At 40.9% G+C, this 23,153-nt stretch carries 25 protein-coding genes; 17 read left to right on the top strand and 8 right to left on the bottom strand.

The features are described from left to right. The first annotated feature begins 1 nt into the window (after position 1). The 7 genes from AN213_RS15980 (at position 2) to AN213_RS16010 (ending at position 3,039) form a co-directional block, all read left to right on the top strand. Positions 2–448 carry a hypothetical protein gene (locus tag AN213_RS15980; RefSeq protein ID WP_054563819.1) on the top strand — a complete coding sequence of 149 codons (447 nt, stop codon included), beginning with the start codon at positions 2–4 and terminating at the stop codon, positions 446–448. A gap of 59 nt (positions 449–507) precedes the next feature. After that, positions 508–702: a YwbE family protein gene (locus AN213_RS15985; protein WP_036971837.1), complete on the top strand. Its 195-nt coding sequence runs from the start codon at positions 508–510 to the stop codon at positions 700–702. Then, positions 699–1,226, top strand: coding sequence for a DUF4240 domain-containing protein (locus AN213_RS15990; RefSeq protein ID WP_054563820.1), 528 nt, complete (start codon positions 699–701; stop codon positions 1,224–1,226). The genes AN213_RS15985 and AN213_RS15990 overlap by 4 nt, the downstream gene beginning before the upstream one ends. 102 nt (positions 1,227–1,328) lie before the next feature. Beyond that, positions 1,329–1,571 carry a hypothetical protein gene (locus AN213_RS15995; protein ID WP_054563821.1) on the top strand — a complete coding sequence of 81 codons (243 nt, stop codon included), beginning with the start codon at positions 1,329–1,331 and terminating at the stop codon, positions 1,569–1,571. 15 nt (positions 1,572–1,586) lie between these two features. Next, entirely contained in the window at positions 1,587–2,045 is a 459-nt protein-coding gene (locus AN213_RS16000) for a hypothetical protein (protein ID WP_054563822.1), read from the top strand. Between the two features lie 137 nt (positions 2,046–2,182). Continuing rightward, a complete protein-coding gene (locus tag AN213_RS16005; RefSeq protein WP_082665559.1) occupies positions 2,183–2,599 on the top strand; it encodes a DUF805 domain-containing protein in 417 nt (138 codons plus the stop codon). Positions 2,600–2,646: 47 nt separating this feature from the next. Next, positions 2,647–3,039, top strand: a complete 393-nt coding sequence (locus AN213_RS16010; protein ID WP_055199122.1) for a DoxX-like family protein — start codon at positions 2,647–2,649, stop codon at positions 3,037–3,039. On the opposite strand, the gene AN213_RS16015 is transcribed toward AN213_RS16010, so the two are convergent. Beyond that, positions 3,017–3,913, bottom strand: a complete 897-nt coding sequence (locus tag AN213_RS16015) for a LysR family transcriptional regulator (RefSeq protein ID WP_055199123.1) — start codon at positions 3,911–3,913, stop codon at positions 3,017–3,019. The genes AN213_RS16010 and AN213_RS16015 overlap by 23 nt on opposite strands. A 120-nt stretch (positions 3,914–4,033) precedes the next feature. Between AN213_RS16015 and hutH the strand changes: the two genes are divergently transcribed. From hutH to AN213_RS16040, 5 genes are all read left to right on the top strand, one after another. After that, positions 4,034–5,527, top strand: a complete 1,494-nt coding sequence (gene hutH, locus AN213_RS16020; protein WP_055199124.1) for a histidine ammonia-lyase — start codon at positions 4,034–4,036, stop codon at positions 5,525–5,527. Positions 5,528–5,538: 11 nt separating this feature from the next. Then, complete coding sequence (locus AN213_RS16025) at positions 5,539–7,539, top strand: urocanate hydratase (RefSeq protein ID WP_055199125.1); 2,001 nt, start codon at positions 5,539–5,541, stop codon at positions 7,537–7,539. 121 nt (positions 7,540–7,660) lie between these two features. Further along, positions 7,661–8,071, top strand: coding sequence for a GFA family protein (locus AN213_RS16030; RefSeq protein WP_055199126.1), 411 nt, complete (start codon positions 7,661–7,663; stop codon positions 8,069–8,071). A gap of 296 nt (positions 8,072–8,367) precedes the next feature. Beyond that, positions 8,368–9,156: a helix-turn-helix transcriptional regulator gene (locus AN213_RS16035; RefSeq protein WP_235575518.1), complete on the top strand. Its 789-nt coding sequence runs from the start codon at positions 8,368–8,370 to the stop codon at positions 9,154–9,156. A 75-nt stretch (positions 9,157–9,231) separates the two neighbouring features. Beyond that, entirely contained in the window at positions 9,232–9,789 is a 558-nt protein-coding gene (locus tag AN213_RS16040; RefSeq protein WP_054563834.1) for a YbhB/YbcL family Raf kinase inhibitor-like protein, read from the top strand. Positions 9,790–10,653: 864 nt separating this feature from the next. On the opposite strand, the gene AN213_RS16045 is transcribed toward AN213_RS16040, so the two are convergent. After that, on the bottom strand, positions 10,654–11,085 hold the full coding sequence (locus tag AN213_RS16045; RefSeq protein WP_055199127.1) for a hypothetical protein: 432 nt from the start codon (positions 11,083–11,085) through the stop codon (positions 10,654–10,656). 184 nt (positions 11,086–11,269) lie between these two features. Between AN213_RS16045 and AN213_RS16050 the strand changes: the two genes are divergently transcribed. Continuing rightward, positions 11,270–11,725 carry a hypothetical protein gene (locus tag AN213_RS16050; protein WP_055199128.1) on the top strand — a complete coding sequence of 152 codons (456 nt, stop codon included), beginning with the start codon at positions 11,270–11,272 and terminating at the stop codon, positions 11,723–11,725. A gap of 105 nt (positions 11,726–11,830) precedes the next feature. On the opposite strand, the gene bfr (AN213_RS16055) is transcribed toward AN213_RS16050, so the two are convergent. The 6 genes from bfr (AN213_RS16055) to AN213_RS16080 all read right to left on the bottom strand — a co-directional run bounded on the left by bfr (AN213_RS16055) (position 11,831) and on the right by AN213_RS16080 (position 17,676). Further along, positions 11,831–12,295 (bottom strand): bacterioferritin, encoded by a 465-nt coding sequence (gene bfr / locus AN213_RS16055; RefSeq protein ID WP_054552095.1) that lies wholly within the window; start codon positions 12,293–12,295, stop codon positions 11,831–11,833. Positions 12,296–12,306: 11 nt separating this feature from the next. Next, positions 12,307–12,780, bottom strand: a complete 474-nt coding sequence (gene bfr, locus AN213_RS16060) for a bacterioferritin (RefSeq protein WP_054552096.1) — start codon at positions 12,778–12,780, stop codon at positions 12,307–12,309. 210 nt (positions 12,781–12,990) lie between these two features. Then, positions 12,991–15,126, bottom strand: coding sequence for a TonB-dependent receptor (locus tag AN213_RS16065; RefSeq protein ID WP_055199129.1), 2,136 nt, complete (start codon positions 15,124–15,126; stop codon positions 12,991–12,993). Between the two features lie 190 nt (positions 15,127–15,316). Further along, on the bottom strand, positions 15,317–15,652 hold the full coding sequence (locus AN213_RS16070; RefSeq protein ID WP_055199130.1) for a DUF3703 domain-containing protein: 336 nt from the start codon (positions 15,650–15,652) through the stop codon (positions 15,317–15,319). 28 nt (positions 15,653–15,680) lie between these two features. After that, positions 15,681–16,751 carry a PepSY domain-containing protein gene (locus tag AN213_RS16075; RefSeq protein WP_055199172.1) on the bottom strand — a complete coding sequence of 357 codons (1,071 nt, stop codon included), beginning with the start codon at positions 16,749–16,751 and terminating at the stop codon, positions 15,681–15,683. A 64-nt stretch (positions 16,752–16,815) separates the two neighbouring features. Then, positions 16,816–17,676 (bottom strand): cation diffusion facilitator family transporter, encoded by an 861-nt coding sequence (locus tag AN213_RS16080; protein ID WP_055199131.1) that lies wholly within the window; start codon positions 17,674–17,676, stop codon positions 16,816–16,818. A 169-nt stretch (positions 17,677–17,845) separates the two neighbouring features. On the opposite strand from AN213_RS16080, the gene AN213_RS16085 reads away from it, so the two are divergent. The 4 genes from AN213_RS16085 (at position 17,846) to AN213_RS16100 (ending at position 23,141) form a co-directional block, all read left to right on the top strand. Next, positions 17,846–18,223: a hypothetical protein gene (locus AN213_RS16085; protein ID WP_054563839.1), complete on the top strand. Its 378-nt coding sequence runs from the start codon at positions 17,846–17,848 to the stop codon at positions 18,221–18,223. Between the two features lie 58 nt (positions 18,224–18,281). Beyond that, positions 18,282–19,409, top strand: a complete 1,128-nt coding sequence (locus AN213_RS16090) for an efflux RND transporter periplasmic adaptor subunit (protein ID WP_095209783.1) — start codon at positions 18,282–18,284, stop codon at positions 19,407–19,409. Positions 19,410–19,418: 9 nt separating this feature from the next. After that, the gene (locus AN213_RS16095; RefSeq protein WP_055199132.1) at positions 19,419–22,529 is read left to right on the top strand and encodes an efflux RND transporter permease subunit; all 3,111 of its coding nucleotides are present in this window, start codon (positions 19,419–19,421) and stop codon (positions 22,527–22,529) included. A 126-nt stretch (positions 22,530–22,655) separates the two neighbouring features. After that, positions 22,656–23,141 (top strand): GNAT family N-acetyltransferase, encoded by a 486-nt coding sequence (locus tag AN213_RS16100; RefSeq protein WP_054552102.1) that lies wholly within the window; start codon positions 22,656–22,658, stop codon positions 23,139–23,141. Positions 23,142–23,153: the final 12 nt, after the last annotated feature.

Genomic DNA, 23,153 nt, shown 5'->3' on the forward strand with positions numbered 1-23,153 from the left:
AATGTACGTAAATTTAACCCCTAAACAGATGGTTAGCTTAAATCTAGCCCTTGCTATGTTATTTATTTGTATAGGTGTGTACAGCTTGCAATCAGACTCATTACCTATTTCAAGCTTTACCGGTTTTATATTTGCTATCGGTTTTATGGTGCAGGCCTACCGCTCAACAGAAAAATTTGCAGCCAAAACAGCGCTTAGTAAAACAATCACGGCAACAGACACGAGCTTAACGGTTAAGCAGGTTTATTATGGCGATAAAGAAGAGACTCTTGAATTAAGCCGTATTACGCAACTGAAAGTTGCTGATAACTATTTAGCCGTCATATTAGATGGCAACGGCCAAGGTTATGACTTTCAAATAAAAGGCAAAGCTGAAGCAATCACTAAACGTTTAAATGAGATATTGCCAAAGGCGCTGCTTAAAAACAGCCCAATCAAACAGGTTTAATTTGGTAAGCCAGCCGCAAATGGCTATAATCGGCAAAAATTATTGAAAGAGATATAGCAATGGCAGTGCCTACGCGTTCACAAATTTCAATTGGCTGCGAAGTCAACATTGTTTTAAAACAAGATCAACGAACAGGTCAGTTAACTCAAGGTGTGGTGTCACGTATATTAACTAAATCACCAAACCACCCGCATGGTATTAAAGTTCAACTTGATGATGGTCAAGTTGGGCGCGTGAAAGAGATTTTATCATGAGTGTTTTAAGCGAAAGTGAATTTTGGCAACTCGTGACCGCCGAAGACAAAACTGCCGAGCCTGAGTCTGTTTGTAACGCATTAAAAGCAAAGCTGACTGATTTATCTGACGAACAGCTGATGGAATTTGATAAGCAGTTTAACCTACGTATGCGTAAAGCCTATACCTGGGACTTATTTGGTGCCGCTTATGTAATGGCCGGTTGTAACGATGATTATGGTTTTTCTGAGTTTTTATGTTGGCTTATTTCACGTGGTGAACAGGCTTTTTTAAAGGCGCTTGAAAACCCGGACTCAATTGCCGAGTGTACGCCGGTTTATCATTTAAACGAACAGCCTTACCCGTATTTAGATGAGTACGATTTAATTGCCGGTATGCTTTACGAAGAACGTAATGATGACGAATTACCCTTTGTACCATCAGGCCTTGAGCAACCAAAAGGTAAACGTTTTAAAGATAAAGCAAAGTTTTTAAAGCAAACCTACCCAAATTTATATGCTAAATATTGGCAACAACCGAGTTAATTAAAAGCACCTAAGGGTGCTTTTTTTATGTCTTTAGGTTACTTGCTTTTACCATGACAACTCAGTAAGTTATTAAATAATATTAATAAAGTGAATGCTAACATGCGTCAGGAGCTTATTGAGCTAAAGCAGTATTTAATAAAAAAAGGCATTAAAAGAGAAACCTATGCGATTGATACTTTACCAAGAATTGAAGGGCATTGTATTTACGACGCAAAGAGTCATATTGAGGTCTTTTACTTCGAACGAGGGGTTAAGTTTCAGCAAAAAACATTCTCTGATGTTGAAGATGCGATAAGTTATTTTAAAGCAGAGTTACTTTCAGACCCCTTTGCAAAAAGTTAAGGACACGCTATGCGAATGGAAAATTTAGATATCAAATCAGAGCTTCACGGAGATGATGCCGCTAAAGTCGCATTTCAATGGTTAAAATGTTTTTGTCCGCATCTAACATCATTTTCCGAATTTGTTAAAGGGAAAAGCTATCTGTGGGATGAGCTCAAAGAGTTTACAAGCAATGATGAAGCATTGACTGACTTTAGCTCTCATCAGGCACTAAACTACTACATCATGCCTGACTACTTTAAACCAGGCGAAGATAGTATCTATGTCACAAATAAAAAACCACAAGGAAACTTGCATCGCCAAGACTTTCATGTTTTCCCAAAAAACTTTGCTTGGTCAATGGCTTTTACACATGAAGATGGTTGGCTCGGCCCAAAGTTTGTAAAATATACAAATTATCAACAGTTAAACAATTTAAATATAAAAGCGGTAAATGAAGTTGCTTCGTTAAAACAAAAATGGAGCGGTGGTTAGTTGCTTGCTTAATTTCTTAGTACCCAAATCCAATCATTTTGTGTTATCTTATTCATGCTTAATTCAGCACTATTAACAACATAAATCAGCAGACTAGATTAATTTGTTTGCTACAACACATATCAAAGGAAATGACAGTGTCAGAAAACGTATATCAAGCCCCAGAATCAAACCTTGCTACAGCATCAACAGAAACAACCACTTTAAGTATGAAAGAAATTTTGTTTTCTTTTAAAGGTCGTATTCCTCGTAAGACCTATTGGTATTCTTTCTTAGGTATTATTGTAGCTTCATTTGTTTTTATGTTCGTAGTTGCATTATTAACAGGTGGTAATGAAACAGCAATCTCTGTGATCACACTGATCTTTTACATCCCACTTATGTGGGTTTCGCTTGCGGTTCAAGTAAAGCGCTGGCATGACCGTAATAAATCAGGTTGGTGGGTACTGATTGGCTTAGTTCCAGTTATTGGTGGTATCTGGGCGTTAATTGAAAATGGCTTTTTAGCAGGTGATGAAGCTGAGAACCGTTTCGGTCAACCTACTAGCTTATAAGCTATACTGTGTGCTCTGAATATCAGAGCACACAGTAAACTTACCCAATGAAGCATTTCACTACGATTCAAATAGCTCGATTTATTATCAGCTTTAGTTGGCTTTATCATGGGCTGATGCCAAAACTTATTCACATAGCCCCCCTTGAACTAAAAATGACAGCCAGTTTTGGTTTTAATGCTGAAATTTCAACACTTATTACCCGAGCAGCTGGCATTGGTGAAATTATATTTGCCGTGCTGTTTTTTATTTTCTATCGTTCAATCTTAATCAATATTCTCAATATAGCTGCTTTAGTTGGGCTAATGCTGTTTGTAGCTGTTTTACAACCTGCACTGTTAGTCGAAGCGTTTAATCCTGTAACTACAAACCTTGCCATGATCGCGTTTAGTCTCGTGCTAATTAAAGAACTTAAAACTAAATCGCGTAACAACGCTTAATTTCATCAATCATGGCATTTGCTAAAGGCGAGCTGGAATTTGTTTTTGAGGTGATCAATACCACAGGAATATCGTAGTGATATTTACTCGGTTGAATAGCTTTGAAAATACCTTTATCAACCCAGAACTGTGCGTAGTGGTCGGGTAAATAACCAATAAACTCACCCGATAAAATCAAATGTGCGATACCTTCATCGTGATAAGCAACAGCACTATTTTGATAGTTTAAACCGTCGTTTCGGCTTTCTTTATCGCGCATGTAGTTACTGGTGATGACTTCGGCTTCTTTAATGAGCTCATTTATTTGTTTGTCTTCACACTTAAATAATGGATGACCGACTGCGCAATACAAAAAGTTAGTTTCGTTGTGTAGTGCGGTGTAATCTAACCCGCGAATATGATGGCGGCTAACACCAATTCCCACTAATGAACGGCCATTGGCTACTGCGGTTTCTACCTCTCGTGCCTCGCACACATTAATATCGAACTGAATGTTTTTGCCTTTGCCTTTTAACTTTGCGATTACGCGGGGAATGACACAACGTGGGTCGCTGACCATGGTATCTATCATGGCAATACTTAAACGCCCCGATAACTCGTTTTTAGAGCTTGCTACGGTATTAGCAAAGGCTTCGCATTGCTGAAGCAGTTCAATCGATGCCTGATAAGTGATGGCACCAGCGTCTGTAATTTCAAAACCACTGCGGCCACGTTTACATAATTTAATGCCAAGCCTTATTTCTAAATCAGATAAATGCGCACTGATGGTTGAGCGACCAATATTCAAACGTGACTCTGCGGCTGAAAGCCCGCCACACTCAACAATTGCTACAAAAACGCGCAATAAGCGCAGGTCTACGTCATGAACTTGCATAGCTCTTCTTTTAGTTCGATAAATCTGGAATGAATAACGATAATTATGCATTTGTAAAACAACTAGAGCAAGCTAGACTCCATCTAAATAAAACTTAATCCTGTTCTTTAGGAGTTATAAATGACATTTAAGTATGGTGTTGACCAATTAACGTTAGACAGCGTTAATGCTATTGCAGCCGGTACGTTACAGGCAGAGCTTTGCCAAGAAGCAATTGATAAAATTAATAAAAGCCGCCAAAACGTAGACAAAATGGCTGCCTCAGATAAAGCCATTTATGGTATCAATACGGGCTTTGGTCCATTGTGTGATACACAAATTTCTCCAGAAGAAACTAACCTATTACAAAAGAACTTATTGATCACACACGCTGTTGGTGTGGGTGAGCCAATCGCTAAACCTATTTCAAAGCTGATGCTAATCACCAAAGTACACGCATTAAGCCAAGGTTTTTCAGGTATTCGTTTAACCGTTGTTGAGCGTATGCTTAAGTTTATTGAACTTGATATTATCCCTGTTGTACCAGAGCAAGGCTCAGTTGGCGCATCAGGTGACTTAGCACCGTTATCACACTTATTCTTACCTCTTTTAGGTGAAGGTGAGTTTTGGGTAAAAGACACAATCAAGCCAGCAGCAGACGTATTAAAAGAGCACGGTTTAGCGCCTTTAGATTTACATGCTAAAGAAGGCCTAGCATTAATTAACGGTACTCAATTTATTTTATCGCATGCCATTACTGCGCTTACTAAAATGCGTTACTTATTAGACCTTGCTGATATCGCAGGTGCTATGAGTATTGAAGGTATGCAGGGTAGCGAATCGCCGTTTCGTGAAGAATTACACGCAATTCGTGCTTTTAAAGGTAACGTTGAAGTTGCAGCGCGCATGCGTAGCTTTTTTGCAGGCTCTGAAAACATGGCTTCACACACTGATTGTGACCGTGTTCAAGACCCTTACTCATTGCGTTGTATTCCACAAGTTCATGGTGCATCACGTAACGCGTACTACCACTTAAAAGAGCTTGCTGAAACAGAAATGAACTCTGTAACAGATAACCCAATTGTGATCAGTGAAGAAGAAGCAATTTCGGGTGGTGGTTTCCACGGCCAACCACTTGCTATGGTATTAGATTACGCATCAATCGCAGCGGCAGAGCTTGGTAACATTGCTGATCGTCGTTGTTATTTATTGCTTGAGGGCTTACACGGCTTACCGCGTTTGTTAACGACATCGGGTGGCTTAAACTCTGGCATGATGATTCCGCAGTATGTAACTGCGGCACTGGTAACAGAAAATAAATCATTGTGTTTCCCGCCATCAGCAGACAGCGTACCAACATCAATGGGCCAAGAAGATCACGTATCTATGGGTAGTATCTCTGGTCGTAAGTTAAACCAGATTTTAGGTAACCTTGATAAAATCTTTGCTATTGAGCTGATGTATGCAGCGCAAGCAATCGAATTTAGACGTCCTAACAAGTGTTCAGACATCATTGAAGAAAACTTTGCGCTCATTCGCAGCAAAGTTACCAAACTAGAAGAAGACCGCTTACTTAAGCCAGACATTGATGCCATGGTAGAACTTGTTAAATCGCAAGCGTTTAAAGTTAACTAAGGGAGCAAATAATGACTTTTCAAGAACAAATTAAGCAAGGTATCCCAAGCGTATTACCAGAGCCAAAACCGTATCCAAGTGATGCAAACCGTGCTCCAAAACGTAAAGACATTTTATCGGCTGACGAAAAGCAATTAGCTATTCGCAACGCATTGCGTTATTTCCCTAAAGAATGGCACAAAGAATTAGCTGCTGAATTTGCCGTTGAGCTTAAGCAATTTGGCCGTATTTATATGTATCGCTTTAAGCCTAATTATGAACTTAAAGCGCGCTCAATTAGCGATTACCCGGCTAAATGCGAACAAGCTGCCGCTATCATGTTAATGATCGACAATAACCTTGATCCTGCAGTAGCACAGCATCCTGAAGAGCTAATCACTTACGGTGGTAACGGTGCGGTATTCCAAAACTGGGCGCAGTACTTATTAACTATGAAGTACTTAAGCGAAATGGAAGAAGACCAAACGCTACACATGTACTCGGGTCACCCTATGGGGTTATTTCCATCATCAGTTGAAGCACCGCGTGTGGTTGTAACAAACGGTATGATGATCCCGAACTATTCAAAGCCGGATGACTGGGAAAAATTCAATGCACTGGGTGTAACTCAATACGGTCAAATGACTGCGGGTTCATTTATGTACATTGGCCCACAAGGTATTGTTCACGGTACAACCATTACGGTAATGAATGCATTCCGTAAAGTACTGGAAAAAGGCGAATCACCAAAAGGTAAGATCTTCTTAACTGCTGGTTTAGGCGGTATGAGTGGTGCTCAGCCTAAAGCGGGTAACATTGCTAACTGTATCACCGTATGTGCCGAGGTTAACCCTAAGGCGGCTATTAAGCGTCATCAGCAAGGTTGGGTTGATGAGCTAATTGATAACATGCCAGAGCTTGTTGAGCGTGTACGTACGGCACAGCAAAATGAAGAAGTGGTTTCAATTGCCTTTATCGGTAACGTGGTTGATGTATGGGAAAGCTTTTTAGCAGAAGATATTTTCATTCACTTAGGTTCAGACCAAACTTCACTTCATAACCCTTGGTCAGGCGGTTACTATCCGGTTGATATCAGCTATGAAGAGTCAAATCGTTTAATTCGTGAAGAGCCAGAAGTATTTAAAGAAAAAGTACAAGCGACGCTTAAACGCCACGCCGATGCTGTTAACAAGCACACGGCAAAAGGTACTTACTTCTTTGATTACGGTAATGCGTTCTTGCTAGAAGCATCACGCGCTGGTGGCGATGTAATGGCTGAAAACGGTATTGATTTTAAATACCCATCGTACGTACAAGATATTCTTGGCCCAATGTGTTTTGACTACGGTTTTGGCCCGTTCCGCTGGGTATGTACGTCAGGTAAACCAGAAGATCTTGATAAAACAGATGCGATTGCTGCAGACGTTTTAAATAAAATCATGGCGGACTCGCCTGAAGAGATCCAACAGCAAATGCAAGACAACATCACGTGGATCAAAGATGCGAAGCAAAACAAACTGGTTGTTGGTTCGCAAGCTCGTATTCTTTATGCAGACGCACAAGGCCGAGCTGAAATAGCTAAAGCCTTTAATGATGCCATTAATCGTGGTGAAATTGGTCCGGTTGTACTTGGCCGTGACCACCATGACGTAAGTGGTACGGATTCACCTTTCCGTGAAACATCAAACATCTATGATGGTAGCCGCTTCACAGCAGACATGGCGATTCACAATGTAATTGGTGATGGTTTCCGTGGTGCTACTTGGGTATCTATTCACAATGGTGGCGGTGTAGGCTGGGGCGAAGTGATCAACGGTGGTTTTGGTATGCTACTAGATGGTAGTGAAGCAGCCGAGCGTCGTTTGAAATCTATGCTATTATTTGATGTAAACAACGGTATTGCTCGTCGTAGTTGGGCGCGTAACGAAGAAGCTAATTTTGCGATTAAACGTGAAATGGCTCGTACCCCTAAACTTAAAGTGACCTTGTCTAATAACGTTGATGATGAAGTTTTATCAAACTTAGATTTCTAAGTTGTGTCAATGCAAAAAGGCCATGTTGTAAACGCAACATGGCCTTTTTTATTGCCAAAAATTATTAAATAGCGCATCGTTTAGGGAATAAATTTTTAGCTTAGCGAATAAGGAGATAGATATGACTAAAACACTTACTGGTGGATGCTGCTGCGGTGAAGTGAGTTTTAAAGTCGCTGATAACTTTAGGTGTTTTTTCTTCTGTCATTGCGAACAATGCCGCAAACTAACTGGCACTGCTCACGCTGCAAATTTGTTTACCTCACCTGATGCTATCGAATGGGTTAAAGGCCAAAATCACATCACGCGGTTTAATTACCCTGGTCGTGCATTATCTAGGGCGTTTTGTAAAACCTGTGGCTCAGCGCTGCCATTTGAATCACAAGACAGTAAATACCTACTTGTACCCGCAGGCAGTTTAAATGAAGAGCCAAGTAAAGAATTAGACGCGCAAATTTTCTGCGAAGAGCAAACCGAATGGCATAAAAAAGGTTTAAATGGCAAAAAGTTGATTGGTTTTGGTCGCGATTAAGCCCGATTAAAGGGGAAAGTTTGCGAGGTACGAGAGTAAAGGTAGCGAGATACGAGAGTAAAGTTAGTTAGGTACGAGAGTAAAGGTAGCGAGGTACGAGAGTAAAGTTAGCGTGATACGAGAGTAAAGTTAGCGTGATACGAGGGTAAAGTTAGTGAGGTACGAGAGTAAAGTTAGCGAGTTACAAGTTTGTAGGAGGCGTTTTAACGCCGAATAACTAAGAATCACGGTCCAATCCGTTCCTTCGAGTCCAATAAAAAACACTGTAAATTATGAATGAATTGATAGAGATAGGTTTGAGCACAGTAAAGCAATATCCGTCTTTACCGTTTTCGATTTACTGCGCTAATGATGAACAGCACATTGTTAATGTGCCTATCGCAAACCCGTTACTTGTCGTTGTATTATCTGGTAGCAAAACGCTAATAGATACAGAAGAAGTTAACTGCTATGCAGGTGATTTTGTTTTTATGGCAAATACACCACAGGTTGCAATGCGCAATATTCCACAAAACTTTGGCTATATTGCGCTATTGATTGAATTTGATTACACCGACTTTGAGTGTTTGAAATATCGAGCCGGCGCAAAGAAAAAGTTTATTAAAGGGCAAGTTGATCCACTGTTTAAAATGACCTTAAAACAATTTATTGAATGGGCTGCAGTAACACCACCACAATTATGGCCAATTAGAAGACAAGAGCTGCTGCAAGTGCTATTTTCTCAGGGCTTCAAAGATTTAGGGGCAATTATTGAGCCGCCAACACTGACTCACAAAGTACATACTATCATCGCTAGTGATTTAACGCGTGATTGGGATGCAAGCAGTATTGCAGCTACGTTAGCGATGAGCGAATCGACACTCAGAAGAAAGTTAACCGCAGAAGACAGTAGTTTTCAGTTAATTAAAGATAACGCGCGTTTAAGCCATGGACTACACCTGATTCAAAGTAGCTCACAGTCTATTGGCACCATTGCACAGCAATGTGGTTTTTCGTCGCAATCTAGATTCACCGATAAGTTTAAACTTTTGTTTAATACGACTCCAACAGCCCTTCGTAAAACAATAATGAGCGAAGCAGGCTAATAATTGACAGTTTTAGTACTAATTTGATCTGTCTTTGCTAGGTATTATGATTATTCTTATTAGTCGGAGAGTGTTATGAAATCATCAACATTGAAAATTGCTACACCGTTATTTCTGCTATGTTTATCTGGCACCACATTCGCTGAGACATTTACTCTAACAAGCAAAGACATTGCCCATGGTGACTTTATGGAGAGTGCGCAAGAGTTTAAAGGGTTTGGTTGCAATGGCGATAACCTTTCTCCACAACTCGCGTGGCAAAATGCACCTAAAGGAACTGAAGCATTCGCATTGACCGTTTATGATCCTGATGCGCCTACAGGCAGTGGCTGGTGGCATTGGCAAGTTGTGAATATCCCTAAGTCGGTATCAAGTTTAGCAAGCGGTGCAGGCAGTGCAGAGAAGAACGCAATGCCAAAAGGCAGTGTGCAGATCACAAATGATTATGGTTTCAAAGGCTTTGGCGGCGCTTGCCCTCCAGAAGGCCATGGCGCTCACAGATATCAATTTACACTACATGCGTTATCACAAAAGCTTGAATTACCAGAGAACGCATCAGGCGCGTTGGCAGGCTATATGATTAATGCCTATTCGCTTGATTCAGCAACAATTGAAGCGCTTTATAAGCGTTGAGAGAGTAGCGAGCTGAAAGAGTAAAGTTAGCGAGATACGAGAGTAAAGTTAGCGAGATACGAGAGTAAAGTTAGCGAGATACAAGTTTGTAGGTCGTGCTTTAGCGCGTTAAAAGGGTAAAGTTAGCGAGTTACAAGTTTGTAGGAGGCGTTTCAACGCCGAACAAGTAGCAGCGATTTTACATCGCGTCCCAGAGCCTGAATCCTAGCACCTAATGTTTTCAATCGTAGGCGTGAAACTTGTTTCGCGCGNTGTAGGTCGTGCTTTAGCGCGTTAAAAGGGTAAAGTTAGCGAGTTACAAGCTTGTAGGAGGCGTTTTAACGCCGAACATCTAAGGTTCACGGCTGAAGCCGTTCCTACGTGAAAATTTCCATGGTTTTTGTCGCCATAAATGGCGACCTACAAGGGCACTCGAAGGCGTGAAATTTGTTTAGCGCGTTTTCATGTAGGTCGTGCTTTAGCGCGTTAAAAGGGTAAGGTTAGCCAGTTTCGAGGGTAAAGCTTGTAGGAGGCGTTTTAACGCCGAACAAGTAGCAGCGATTTTACATCGCGTCCCAGAGCCTGAATCCCAGTGCCTAATGTATCCTACAGTAGGCGTGAAACTTGTTTCGCGCGTTAAAAGGGTAAAGCTAGCGAGTTACAAGTTTCTAGGATACGTTTCAACACCGAACAAGTAGCAGCGATTTTACATCGCGTCCTAGAGCCTAAATCCTAGTGCCTAATGTTTTCTAAAGTAGGCGTGAAACTTGTTTCGCGCGTTTGTTTTTAAATAGTCGCGACGGAAAGACGCCGCTGTTTGTGAAACTGTATAGGCTCTAACATCCTGACTCGCATCTCGCATCTCGCATCTCGCATCTCGCAACTTTAATCTTCTTTCTTTGCTTTTTTTGCGAGAATTTCAACTTCGGCTTTTTCGGTTACGCCTGCCATACTAAGGGCTGTGCTGCCTACTGATTCATATTCAAGTTTGATTTTATCGAGTTTAGCGTCGTTTTTGTCTGGCAAATTTAAGCTACGTGATGACATTCCTTTGGTTAAAACACCTAGGTTATCAAATACTTTTTCTTCACCGTTGTTCATAACGACTTTAATTTTCTTAAGATTCACAGTGCCATGGGTGCACTTAACTTTAATATGGCTGTAGTGGCTGCTGGTGATAGGGTTAACGGTATCGGTTTCGCTTTTGTAGCTGACCTTTTTCTCTGCGATTGTTTTCCAATCGTCATCACTAGCTAGACTTTGAGTACTGGTTAAGGCCAAAAATGTGGTTAAAGCGATGAGTTTGACTATTTTCATTTGATTCCCTCCAAAAATTATCATCATTAAAATTTATAGCATATAAACTGGTTGGTTGCCTATGCAAAGTTCATAAAATAGAACCAAAAGCATTTTTTAATCGTATTAACTAATACGTTATAAATTCACCAACCTTAATCAGCATGCTATGCTAGTAAAGTGTCTATAAGTTTATGGATTTTCAATGAGATATTACTTTTGTTTAGTGGCTTTTTTACTATCGACCTCGTCAATTGCCAGCGCTCTGCTGGATGTAAAGCCGAGCAATAAAACACAGTTTTTGGCTCTGATAAAAGACAAACAAGGTGATTACAAAACAAAAGAAGGCAGTGATGCGGTTTGTCAAAACGCATCTTTTTCATTGATAAAAGAACCAACGCAAGGCTTTACCTTAGGGACGTTAATCGATTTTAGTGACTTACACAACGGCACGCAGGTAAAGAAGATACCTAACTTTTGCGTTGTCAGTTCGAAGTTAAAATACTTTGTAGATGGCATTGTTAGAACCAAGCGATACTTTCGCTGTGATAATGAAGACGACAACGGTTCAACAACTGAAGATCTGCGTTTTAAAGAGAACGGCAGTATTACTTACACGCTGAATAAACCTGAAGTCTCATGTGTGTTCGAGAAGCAATGAAATTCCATCTAACTAATGAATTTTAAAAGCCAAATTCGAAGGCAACTTGTCATATCCGTAGACATAAAAAAAGCAGCCTAGGCTGCTTTTTTAAGTTTTAGCAAATTACATTTGAGATTGCAGGTAATTCTCAAGCCCTGCGGTTTTGATTAACTGCTGCTGTGTTTCAAGCCAATCAATCTGTTCTTCTTGCTCATTTAAGATGTTATCTAGCGCTTCACGGCTGATGTAATCTTTTTTCTCTTCAGCAAGTTTAATTGCCGCTTTAAGATCAGGTAGAGAATCAAGTTCAAAGCTCATGTTAGCCTCGATCATTTCTTCAGAGTTTTCACCAATACGTAGGCGACCTAAATCTTGTAGGTTTGGTAAACCTTCTAAAAACAAAATACGCTCAATTAAACGGTCGGCGTTTTTCATTTTTTGAATAGATACTTTGTAATCAGCTTTGTCTAGTTTTGAAAAGCCAAAATCTTTAAACATACGAGCGTGTAAAAAGTATTGGTTAATACCTACTAATTCATTCGCTAATACTTTATTAAGTGCAGCAATGACGCTTTTATCGCCTTTCATACAATTAGCCTCTATTCGCCCATTTGAGATTGATGGTAGTTTTGGCTACCAATTTTGTCGATTAGACCAAGCTGTTGTTCTAACCAGTAAACATGATCTTCTTCTGTATCAAACAATAGCTTTTCAAGCACTTCGCGTGATTGATAGTCTTTTTCTTGTTCACAGATAGCAATTGCTTCTTTAACACAATCAACCACTTCTAGTTCAAGTGTTAAATCGTTTTGCATCATGCTTTTCACGTCTGAGCCAATTAATAGATCACGACGCTTAGTCATGTTTGGTACGCCTTCTAAAAACAGAATACGTTTGATCAACCAATCAGCGTGATCTTTTTCTTCTTCCATTTCGTGGTTAAGACGCTCATACAGCTTATTTAGGCCCCAATCATCATACATACGAGAATGAATAAAGTATTGATCTATAGCGGCTAATTCGTTTGCGAGTAGTTTGTTAAAACTATCGATGACTTTTTGGTTACCTTTCATAATGCTGTCCTCGAATTCCAAGTTGCGGTAATTGTAGTATATAAAAACAAGATTGCAAACTTTTTCCTTTGTAAATCAGTTGTTTACTATTGAGTGTGATTCTCGTTTAAGTTTGCGTTAATGGTTGATAAATGAACAATTTATCGTTTCTATTCTTAAATAAAAAAAGCCCTTACTAAGAAGGGCTTGTTGTTCTAAACAAAATTTAACTTAGAAACTATAGGTTGCACCAAGTGTAACAGTGGTACCTAAACCTTTAATGTTATAGCCACCGTAGGTGTATGACTGGGCACGGGCAGGGTAGTAATCATTGTTAAATAGGTTTTCTACGCCCATAAACGCTTGCCAGTTCTCGCTAAAGTTATAACGACCGCTTAGGTTAAATAGGTTGTAACTGCTAATTGGCCCTTGGTCGCCAACATAGTCGCCGTCTGCATTTGGTTCAAAGCGTTTGCGTGAACCCACATATAAATAACTCACCGTAAGTGATAACTCATCATTAGGCTGCCAGTTTAAGTTAGCAGTGCCTTTTGGTGGGCTTATTTGGCGCGAACCTAAGTAAATGTCGTCTTCGGTGTTTTTACCTTCAACATAGCTGTAAGTTGCAACCAGTTTTAGAGTTGGGTTAATTTTATAATCAACTAATGTTTCGTAACCCCAAATCTCTTGCGGTGCACGTACCGGCTCATAAACACCGGTTACTTCATTAAAGCTATTCGTGGTGCCAAACTCTGATGTACTGCGGTAAGCTGCAAATTCAAAACGTAAGTTATCAAACTGTGAGGTAAAACCAATTTCATAGTTATCGATGATTGATGCTTCTGTTTGAATTAGACCAATATCATTCACCGTTGCTGAACGTAGTAGGCGGCCAATATCTGAGATATCAGACCCTTGTGAATAATTGGCAAATGGGCTGAAAGCCTCAAGTAAATTGTATTTAACACCTACATTATAGGTGGTTGCATCGTAATCAATGGTGTCGCCTTTTACGCTAAGTGGCACAGAGCACTGGGTTTCTGAACGGCAAAGCTTTAAGGTATTGTAATCATCAACGGTTAAATCAATGCTCTCTTGGCGCACACCCGCTTTAATTACTAAATCATTATCGATTACCCATTTTGTTTGTAAAAAGCCAGCAAGGCTTTCCATATCCATTTCTGGTACCCAAACACGACCATCAACAAGTGGCTGAGACGTCACATCATTCAGTGCATCTAGGCCATAAATGAAGGTCGCTTCAACATTGTCAAAATCAACAAGGGTATTGAAGGTAGCGCGTGCCCCTTTCTTTTCAGAACGAATAATTGATTGGCCGCCTTCGTAGCCTTCGTCTGGGTTAGCTAAGTTTGTAGAAAAGAAAAACACATTCTCGATGTCTTGCATGTAAAGGTCGAGCGTCATTTGGGTATTAGCAAACAGGGCGTAGTCTGTGTATTTTAAGGTAATGTTTTCGTTACCGTCTGGGCCTTGTGGTTTGCCTTGCTTTTGCAGCTCTTTAGGTACATGAATGGCATACGTTTTTTCGCCATCGTTTAGGTTACCAACAACGTCACCTAAATCGGTTTTTTGTTGAGAGCTAAAGTAGTTATAGCTAAATTGCAGTTGCTTCTCATCGTCAAAGTCATAACCAAGTTTGGTGAAGTAGTTTTCGGTTACTGCATCAGATAAACCATATTGTAAGCCAAGAATATCGCCTTCGGCGTCACGTTGAACGCCATTTTCTTCGTAACTTGCGGTAAATAAATAGCTGAGTTTATCTGCTCGGCCATTAACCGCAGCAGAGACTCGCGCACCGGCGCTTTCTTCTAACTTAACTGCACTAAAACGTGACGATAGGCTGATCTCACCTTCTGGCTGACCATCACTTGTAGCCTGCTTTGTGATGTAGTTAATAATACCGCCCGATGCACCATTACCATAAACAGAGGTAGCACCTTTGATCACTTCGATACGCGCAATGGCACTTGGGTCGAGTGTTTTAACTCCTAAAGAGCCGTTTCTGAGTGGTGTAGATTGCGGCACACCATCAATCATCACAAGTGGTGCACGGCCACGTAAACTCTGACCTGTATTACTCGAGCTACCTGTATCTGGAGCAAGGCCTGGTACCATTTGCGCAAGTAAGCTTTGTAGCTCTGGATTAACTTTTAAATGCTCTTCAATTTGCTTTTGGCTAATAATCGTGACAGAAGCGGGTACTTCATCAATGCTTTCAAATACACGGCTGCCTGACACAACAACGTGTTCCATTTCTTCTGCGGTGAGTTTTTTATTGATGGCATCATCAGCAAATGCCTGGCTGCTAATTGCAATAGCGACCAGAGTCAGTGAAGTTTTTAACATGTTTATCCTTGTTAAATCGGTATTTATTATGTGATTGTGCGGCAGTCTAAATGTAAAGAAGTGTAAAGGCAAGGCTAATGATAATTATTTGCAATAAATTGTTGTGTTGTTTTGTACCTACTTATTTGAATTAGTTATTAAGCAAATAGCGATTAGGAATAGCAGGACAGTAGCTGTGTTTTAGCTGGCGCTAGTTTAAAAAACGTTTTAAGTCGTCTGGAATAGGCATTGGTTTGAAAGGGCTAACATTAGTGCCGCCGGTATTACCGAGTGGGACCCAAATACGCGAAAATACAATTGAAGCTGCCATGCGAGCAAACTGACCAATTATTTCCTTGGCATTATGGGTTTTAAAGCCAATTTTACACATCCACCAATGTGAGTAAGTATGCGCAATGATATAGCTTTGACCCAGTATATGAGCCCGCTCTAGGTGATAAAAAGCGGTTGTGTAACCTGCTTTCTTATAACTAGTTTTAGCCAATATTATTTCGGTGTTAAAGGCATTTTTGAGCTCAATATTCATGACGAATGGTATGTTTAGTAAAAGTCGTTTATTTGTAATGCCGTTTGTACCAAAAGTAAACACCTGAAATCGTGAAAAATAACGGTGACAAAGCAAATAGTAACCACAGTAATTGCACAATAGGGCCTGCAAAATCACCAATATGAAACTTATATTTAAAGTTCCATGTTTGGGTGGTCCAAGAACTTTGGCTGGCATCATAGCTTGCAACAATATCTGCTGAATATGGGTTTGCCCATACCCAACTATAGGCATGGCTTTCACCTGGGTTCTCTATTCTAAAACCAATGTTATCAGTTGGCTTTTTCGGTAAATAAATTCTAAATAACTTACCATCAGGAAATACACTTTGTGCGTTATCAAACGCTTTTTGCACTTGAAAAGGCGTATCCGTTAAAGGGGGAACAACTGCTGGCGGTTTTGGTCTATCTTCAACTGTGCCTTGCATCACAAATTCTAATACGGCTTTGGTTTGTGGTTTCCAGTTAAACGCCATACCTGTGTAAGCAATTAAAATAAGTGGAATTAAAAAATACACACCCAGAACGGTATGTAGCTGATACATCAGCACTCTAAATTTTGCTTTACGTTTAATAGCCAAGCGTTTGATACGATTTTTTGGTTTAACCCAAATATAAAAGCCGAGCAGAATTTCAATAATAAGAATAAGCGCACACACCGATACCCAGTTTCTTAGCGGGCGGTTTTTATCGCCATCTTCATAAAGCAGCCAGCGGTGCAAAGCCATGGTAAAACCATAAATCGTAGTGTAGTAATCGTACTCATGTAACACTTGACCGTTGTATGGATTAACACTGACATAGCGGTTGTTTGCCAACTGTAATTGCCAGGCGAGATCACTTCGCTGTTCAGGCATTAACAGGGTAACGGGTTGTTTGGTGGAAGCTGAAACATGTTTTATGAGGCTATCAAAATCAAGTGCTGAAGCCGCTGGCTTTACAGTCCATTTGTCGCTTTGAGTAAGGTATTGAATATCTTTTGCGTAAATAAGCAACGCACCGGTCAAACTTAAACAAATTAAAAATAAACCGCTTACTAAGGCAAGCAATAAATGCGTACGACGTAACCACAACTTCAACAAGGTTAGTTCCTTCAGTTTACTGTTAAAACAAAACTGAATGGTAAATGATAACGCGTAACATTTACACTAAAACTTGTTCTATGGTGCAGCTTTCAATTGCAAAGTTATCATGCAAAAAGTGACGTATTTCGTCGTTATTGATGTTGTGCTTGGCACTAAACTTGAGCTCGCAATGAACGTGATGATCATCTATTTGCCATGTTTTAAGGTAATCAATATTAGTGATGGCAAATTGGGCTTTAAGCTCATTAATAGCTTCTGTTAAAGCAAAATTATCAGGGGCTGCCTGCATCAAAATTTTACTGCTCGCTATTAACAGCAAAACACCATGGTAAATGACATACACAGAAATCAGCATAGTGGCAATTAAATCAACAATATACCATTGATAAAGAATGATTAAGGTAGCTGCTATAACCACCACCACAGAAGCTAATGCATCAGACACATTATGTATAAACGCAGCACGAATATTCATACTGTCTTTTGCGCCTGCTTTGTAAGTTAAAAGGGCGGTGACTAGGTCAACAACCAGTGCAAACCCTGCAACCCAAATGATGATCCAACCATCAATAGGCTCTGGGTTTAAATAGTTGGAGATGGCTTCAACAATTAGGTAACCACCAATCACAATTAAACTTAAGCTGTTAAATAAGGTTGCTAAAATTTCAGCGCGTTTGTAGCCGTATTGATAACGATCGTTGGCAGGTTTGGCACCAATTTTTCGGGCAATTAGGGCAATGAATAACGACGAGGCATCACTTAAATTATGCAGTGCGTCAGCAATTAACGATAAACTGCCAGAAACGAGGCCGCCAATCACCTGAGCGACAGTTAATAACACATTGATTGCAACTGCCAGCATGAGTTGGCGGGTGCTTTGGTTATTTGTATCGTGATGATGGTGGTGTCCGTGTCCCATAAAAATACCGAGTTATTGATTTGCTTTATTTTTATACCATGCGTGCCGTGGTATTGAAATGTTTGTAATGATTTGTTCGTGTGCGGATTATAATTTACTGTTCAAATGCCGGTGGATTTGTTAATTTAGCGCCGTTGTACCATTTTTAGTTCTAATTTTTAGGCTCAATGTGAAAGCTGCATTTATTATTTTGATTAGCGTATTATTGCTCCAGCCATTGCTGGATAGCTTTGATGTGGCCGATCATAATGCTGCGTTTAATCACACCTCGGTACTGCTATCAGAAGAAATTGACCTTGAAGCCCATTGCGCAGCCAATGGCGATCACCTGTTACATCAATCAGAGCATGCCGAGCTTAGCAAACAGTTGTCTGACTCAGCCGAAAAAGGCCATTGCCATGTTTGTCACAGCCCAGCGTTTGTCGATTCGCTGCAATTGTCTGAACCTACTGATATCTACTTTACTAAAATTGAATCACTTGTTTTCAACTTCAAATCGGCTGACTTAGCACCGCTTCATCGCCCACCTATTTTAGCTCTTACTTAATCCAAAACCCTTTTTAGATTTTATTTGGGCTTAGCCCATTTTAAGTAAGAGACACTATATGTATTTAAGAAATTTTATGCGTTACGCATTGCTGTGCGTATGCTATATGATTGTGACAAATATTTATGCGACAGAACAAGCGCATAACCACCAAGAAAATGAGCAAGCTGAACATGCTAATGAAGTCAGTTTAACTGAGCAGCAACAGCAACTCGCTAATATCAAGGTTGAGCGCCTTGTACTGAAAAAACACAAGCAAACCTTGTATGCACCGGGCGAAATTAAAGCCAATGGCTATGCCAGTTATGTGGTGTCACCGCGTGTTGATTCTATCGTTGTAAAACGCCATGCCTTATTAGGGCAGCATGTAAATAAAGGAGACTCTTTAGTTACTTTATTTAGTGGCGAAGTGGCCAGCCAGCAAACTGAATTTAGATTAGCAGAAGCCGAGTGGCAACGCGTTACTAAAATGACCCCGGGCACAGTCAGCGAAAAGCAAATTTTAACTGCCAAAGCCGAGTATGAAGTGGCTTATAGCCGGTTAGTTGCCTTTGGTTTATCAAAACAAGCTATTGCACAAACACTCACCATAAGCCCAGAAAAACTCGGTGAATATACCTTGTTTGCACAAACATCGGGAGCTGTTTTAACCGATAACTTTGCTCAAGGTCAGCGAGTTGATTCGGGGATTGAGCTAATGCTAATAGCCGATGAATCTGCACTTTGGGTTGCTGCTCAGCTTTCAGCTAATCAAGACCGTACTATCAGTAATGGCTCTACGGCGCTGTTAGAAGTTAACGGTAATCGCTATCAAGCAAGGGTTATTCAAGAAGCACATACCATTGATGAACAAACACGTTCACGAACTGTTAGGCTCGAGGTAAAAAACACGCAGCATAGTTTGCACCCAGGCATGTTTGCGGATGTGTATTTTCATTTTGAAACAGAGCAAGTGGTTCTTGCCGTACCTGAAAACGCATTAACACGCAGTACAGATGGTGACTGGCAATTGTTTGTTGTTGATGACGATGGCGGCTTTGCTGCCCAAGAAGTAACCCTTGGCAGAAGTTTTGGTGATTATCGCGAAGTGTTAGGTATTAAAGCCGGGCTTGAAGTTGTCACCCAAGGTGCTTTTTTTATTGCATCGCAGCTAGCTAAAGGCGGATTTGATCCGCATAACCACTAGAGGTGACGCATGTTTAATTTATTAATTGAGGCGGTGATAAAGAACCGTCTACTGGTGGTATTGGCCTTACTTGCAGCGATTGCAGTGAGTGCATTTATGATCCCAAAACTTAATTTAGATGCTTTTCCTGATGTGACGAATGTGCAAGTGGCGGTGAATACCGAAGCACCAGGGCTTGCGGCTGAAGAAGTAGAGCAACTGATCACATACCCGATAGAAGCAGTGATGTATGCACTTCCCGATGTAGAGCAGGTGCGTTCTATTTCTAAAACGGGGTTATCGGGTGTCACTGTGGTATTTAAAGAAGGCGTCGATATTTACTTTGCTAGGCAACTGGTTTTTGAGCGTTTGCAGTCTGCTAAAGAGTTGATCCCAGCTGGTGTGGGTATGCCAACCATGGGCCCCAATACATCAGGGCTTGGACAAGTCTATCAGTATTTACTTGAAGCAAAGCCAGATGCCAACATAGATAGCATGGCATTGCGTAGTTTAAATGATTGGGTGGTTAAATTACTTATATTACCTATTGATGGTGTTACCGATATTCTGTCATTTGGCGGTAAGGTTAAGCAGTATCAAGTGAACATAAACCCCAATAAGTTACTTGCTTATGACCTAACACAGCAAGATGTTAGTGAAGCTCTAGATGCTAACAACAGTAATGTGGGTGGCTGGTACATGAACCGTGGTCAAGAGCAGCTTGTTATTCGTGGTACAGGTTGGTTTACCCCAGGCGAAAAAGGGCTTGCTGAGATTGCGCAAACACCTATCAAAACCATTGATGGTACAGTCGTTAAAGTGGCTGATGTTGCAACTGTTGAGCTTGGTAGTGAAATTCGCCAAGGTGCTGTCACTTTATCTAAACGCAATGATCAAGGCGAAATAGTCAATCGTGGTGAAGTTGTAACAGGTATCGTGCTGAAAAGAATGGGGGCAAATACCAAGCAAACGATTGATGGCATTAACGCGCGTATCGAGATGATAAATCAAGCACTGCCAAAAGGGGTTGAATTTAAAGCCATTTACGACCAAGCAGAGCTTATTAGCCAAGCGGTACAAACGGTTATTGATGCACTGCTTCTAGCTTTTGTATTTATTATCATTGTATTAGCGCTATTTTTGTTGGATTTAAGAGCAACATTTTTGGTGTTGTTGTCGATCCCTATTTCGATTGGCTTAGCACTGAGTGTAATGGCATGGCTTGGCTTGTCGGCAAACTTAATGTCGTTGGGTGGGATTGCTGTTGCCATCGGCATGCTGGTAGATGGCTCAGTTGTGATGGTTGAGAATGTATTTAGGCACTTAGGGATGAAGCATAATCAACATAAGCCTTCTGCGCAGCTGGTGGCTATTGCTGCAAAAGAAGTGGCACGGCCTATCTTTTTTGCCTCTTTGATTATTCTAACGGTATTTTTACCGCTGTTTAGCTTTGAAGGCGTTGAGGCTAAGTTATTTCAGCCAATGGCAGTGAGTATTATGCTTGCGATTATTAGCGCTGTGATCGTTGCCTTGGTTGTGGTGCCAGCTCTGTGTGTGTACTTATTTGCTAAAGGCGTGACAGTAAAGCAAAGTATTTTGTTAAAACCTATTGATATGCTTTATCAACGGGCTTTACAAAAAGCATTGCAGGCCAAACGTAGCGTTTTAGCTATAGCAGGGTTATTACTGATTGTAGCGGCCGTTATGCTACCTAGGCTGGGTACGGAATTTGTGCCAGAGCTTGAAGAAGGCACTATTAACCTACGTGTGACACTTGCTCCATCAGCAAGTCTCGATACGGCAATCTCAGTGGCGCCTAAGCTTGAAGCCATGTTGCTTGAATTTAGTGAGGTAGAATATGCGCTGAGCCGAATCGGTAGGGCTGAAGTGGGGGGAGATCCTGAACCAGTTAACAACATTGAAATCTATTTAGGCTTAAAACCTCATGAGCAATGGGTAAACGCGAAAACGCGGGTCGAATTACAGCAGCTAATGGAAGCTAAGCTTGAGCAATTTCCGGGGCTTTTGTTTAACTTTTCACAGCCTATAGCAACCCGAGTAGATGAGCTTTTATCCGGTGTTAAAGCGCAATTGGCCATTAAGTTATTCGGTAGTGACTTAGCCGTTTTAACTGAAAAAGGCCAACAAATTGAGCAGTTAGTTCAGCAAATACCTGGCGCTAAAGATGTCGCGATGGAGCAAATAGGCGGCGAAGCACAGCTGATAGTTAAACCTAACCGTTTAGCGCTGTCGCGTTTTGGTTTATCGGTGGCTGATTTGATGGATGTAGTTCAGCACGGTATTGGCGGGCAATCTGCAGGGCAAATCATTAATGCTAATGAGCGCTATGATATTTATGTGCGTATAGCAAAAAGCTTTCGGCAAAACCCAAATGTGATTGCTGATCTTAGATTGCAAACCCCCACGGGTGCCGTTGTAAGGGTGGGGGATGTAGCCGATGTACAAATTGAGTCTGGTGCTCCACAAGTCCGTCGTGATGATGTTCAAAGACGGGTGGTTATTCAAGCGAATGTACAGGGGCGAGATATGGGCTCTGTAGTTGCAGATATTCGCGCTACCATTGCCGATAAAATGCAGCTACCTAGTGGTTACAGTGTGGCGATTGGCGGTCAGTTCGAAAACCAACAACGGGCACAACAGCGGCTGATGATAGTAGTGCCTTTAGCCTTGTTACTCATTGCGTTATTACTTTATTTTGCTTTTAGTAACCTTTCGCAAGTGGTGCTGATTCTTGTCAATGTTCCTTTGGCAGTGATTGGTGGGGTGATTGCATTGTATGTGTCAGGACAATACTTATCTGTACCCAGTTCAGTAGGGTTTATCACACTATTTGGGGTTGCGGTATTGAATGGTGTGGTGATGGTCGAAAGCATTAATCAAAGGATTAGTGCAGGAGATAGCAAAGATAAAGCAGTATTTGAAGGCGCTGTTTCACGGCTAAGACCCGTACTGATGACCGCGCTTACTTCAATGCTTGGACTAATTCCAATGCTCCTAAGCACAGGAATAGGCGCCGAAATACAAAAGCCCCTTGCAACGGTTATTGTTGGCGGCTTGGTCAGTGCAACCTTCTTAACTTTATTTGTACTTCCGGTACTTTATAAGTCGATGAGTAAATAAAGCATAATGGGGCTAACTTTTAGTAGCCCCTTCTTAATGCCGTGTATTTCTGTAAAGGGCGTTTACACCATGCTTAAGCCCTTATAAACTGGGCGTTACAATAATGATGTAAAAAAGGAATACAGAGTGAGTAACGCAATTACAATTCGTCCGGCAGTCGCGAGTGATGCTGCAACAATCCTACATTTTATTACCGAACTTGCTATCTACGAAAAAGAACCCGACGCAGTTAAAACAGACGAGCAAGCTATTTTAAAAACGTTGTTCAGTGAAGGTGCAACGGCGCATAGTGTTATTTGTTTAGAGGGCGACACACCAATTGGTTTTGCTGTGTATTTTTATAATTACTCAACCTGGCTTGGTAAAAATGGTTTGTATTTAGAAGATCTTTACGTCAGTGCTGACAGCCGTGGTAAAGGCGCTGGTAAGCAAATTATGCAATATCTTGCTAAGCAAGCACTCGAAAAAGACTGTGGTCGTTTTGAGTGGGTGGTACTTGATTGGAATAAACCAGCCATTGATTTTTACGACAGCATTGGTGCTAAACCGCAAAACGAATGGATTATTTACCGCCTAACAGGCCAAGAGCTTATCGACTTTGCGCATCAATAAGTAATGTTGCTA

This window comes from Pseudoalteromonas sp. P1-8 (assembly GCF_001399985.1).
Classification (GTDB): domain Bacteria; phylum Pseudomonadota; class Gammaproteobacteria; order Enterobacterales; family Alteromonadaceae; genus Pseudoalteromonas.

Bases quoted from the DNA above. Each gene is read 5' to 3' on its own strand.
- AN213_RS15980 (WP_054563819.1), top strand. From the start codon at position 2: ATGTACGTAAATTTAACCCCTAAACAGATGGTTAGCTTAAATCTAGCC.
- AN213_RS15985 (WP_036971837.1), top strand. From the start codon at position 508: ATGGCAGTGCCTACGCGTTCACAAATTTCAATTGGCTGCGAAGTCAAC.
- AN213_RS15990 (WP_054563820.1), top strand. From the start codon at position 699: ATGAGTGTTTTAAGCGAAAGTGAATTTTGGCAACTCGTGACCGCCGAA.
- AN213_RS15995 (WP_054563821.1), top strand. From the start codon at position 1,329: ATGCGTCAGGAGCTTATTGAGCTAAAGCAGTATTTAATAAAAAAAGGC.
- AN213_RS16000 (WP_054563822.1), top strand. From the start codon at position 1,587: ATGGAAAATTTAGATATCAAATCAGAGCTTCACGGAGATGATGCCGCT.
- AN213_RS16010 (WP_055199122.1), top strand. From the start codon at position 2,647: ATGAAGCATTTCACTACGATTCAAATAGCTCGATTTATTATCAGCTTT.
- AN213_RS16015 (WP_055199123.1), bottom strand. From the start codon at position 3,913: ATGCAAGTTCATGACGTAGACCTGCGCTTATTGCGCGTTTTTGTAGCA.
- hutH (WP_055199124.1), top strand. From the start codon at position 4,034: ATGACATTTAAGTATGGTGTTGACCAATTAACGTTAGACAGCGTTAAT.
- AN213_RS16025 (WP_055199125.1), top strand. From the start codon at position 5,539: ATGACTTTTCAAGAACAAATTAAGCAAGGTATCCCAAGCGTATTACCA.
- AN213_RS16030 (WP_055199126.1), top strand. From the start codon at position 7,661: ATGACTAAAACACTTACTGGTGGATGCTGCTGCGGTGAAGTGAGTTTT.
- AN213_RS16040 (WP_054563834.1), top strand. From the start codon at position 9,232: ATGAAATCATCAACATTGAAAATTGCTACACCGTTATTTCTGCTATGT.
- AN213_RS16045 (WP_055199127.1), bottom strand. From the start codon at position 11,085: ATGAAAATAGTCAAACTCATCGCTTTAACCACATTTTTGGCCTTAACC.
- AN213_RS16050 (WP_055199128.1), top strand. From the start codon at position 11,270: ATGAGATATTACTTTTGTTTAGTGGCTTTTTTACTATCGACCTCGTCA.
- bfr (WP_054552095.1), bottom strand. From the start codon at position 12,295: ATGAAAGGCGATAAAAGCGTCATTGCTGCACTTAATAAAGTATTAGCG.
- bfr (WP_054552096.1), bottom strand. From the start codon at position 12,780: ATGAAAGGTAACCAAAAAGTCATCGATAGTTTTAACAAACTACTCGCA.
- AN213_RS16065 (WP_055199129.1), bottom strand. From the start codon at position 15,126: ATGTTAAAAACTTCACTGACTCTGGTCGCTATTGCAATTAGCAGCCAG.
- AN213_RS16070 (WP_055199130.1), bottom strand. From the start codon at position 15,652: ATGAATATTGAGCTCAAAAATGCCTTTAACACCGAAATAATATTGGCT.
- AN213_RS16080 (WP_055199131.1), bottom strand. From the start codon at position 17,676: ATGGGACACGGACACCACCATCATCACGATACAAATAACCAAAGCACC.
- AN213_RS16090 (WP_095209783.1), top strand. From the start codon at position 18,282: ATGTATTTAAGAAATTTTATGCGTTACGCATTGCTGTGCGTATGCTAT.
- AN213_RS16095 (WP_055199132.1), top strand. From the start codon at position 19,419: ATGTTTAATTTATTAATTGAGGCGGTGATAAAGAACCGTCTACTGGTG.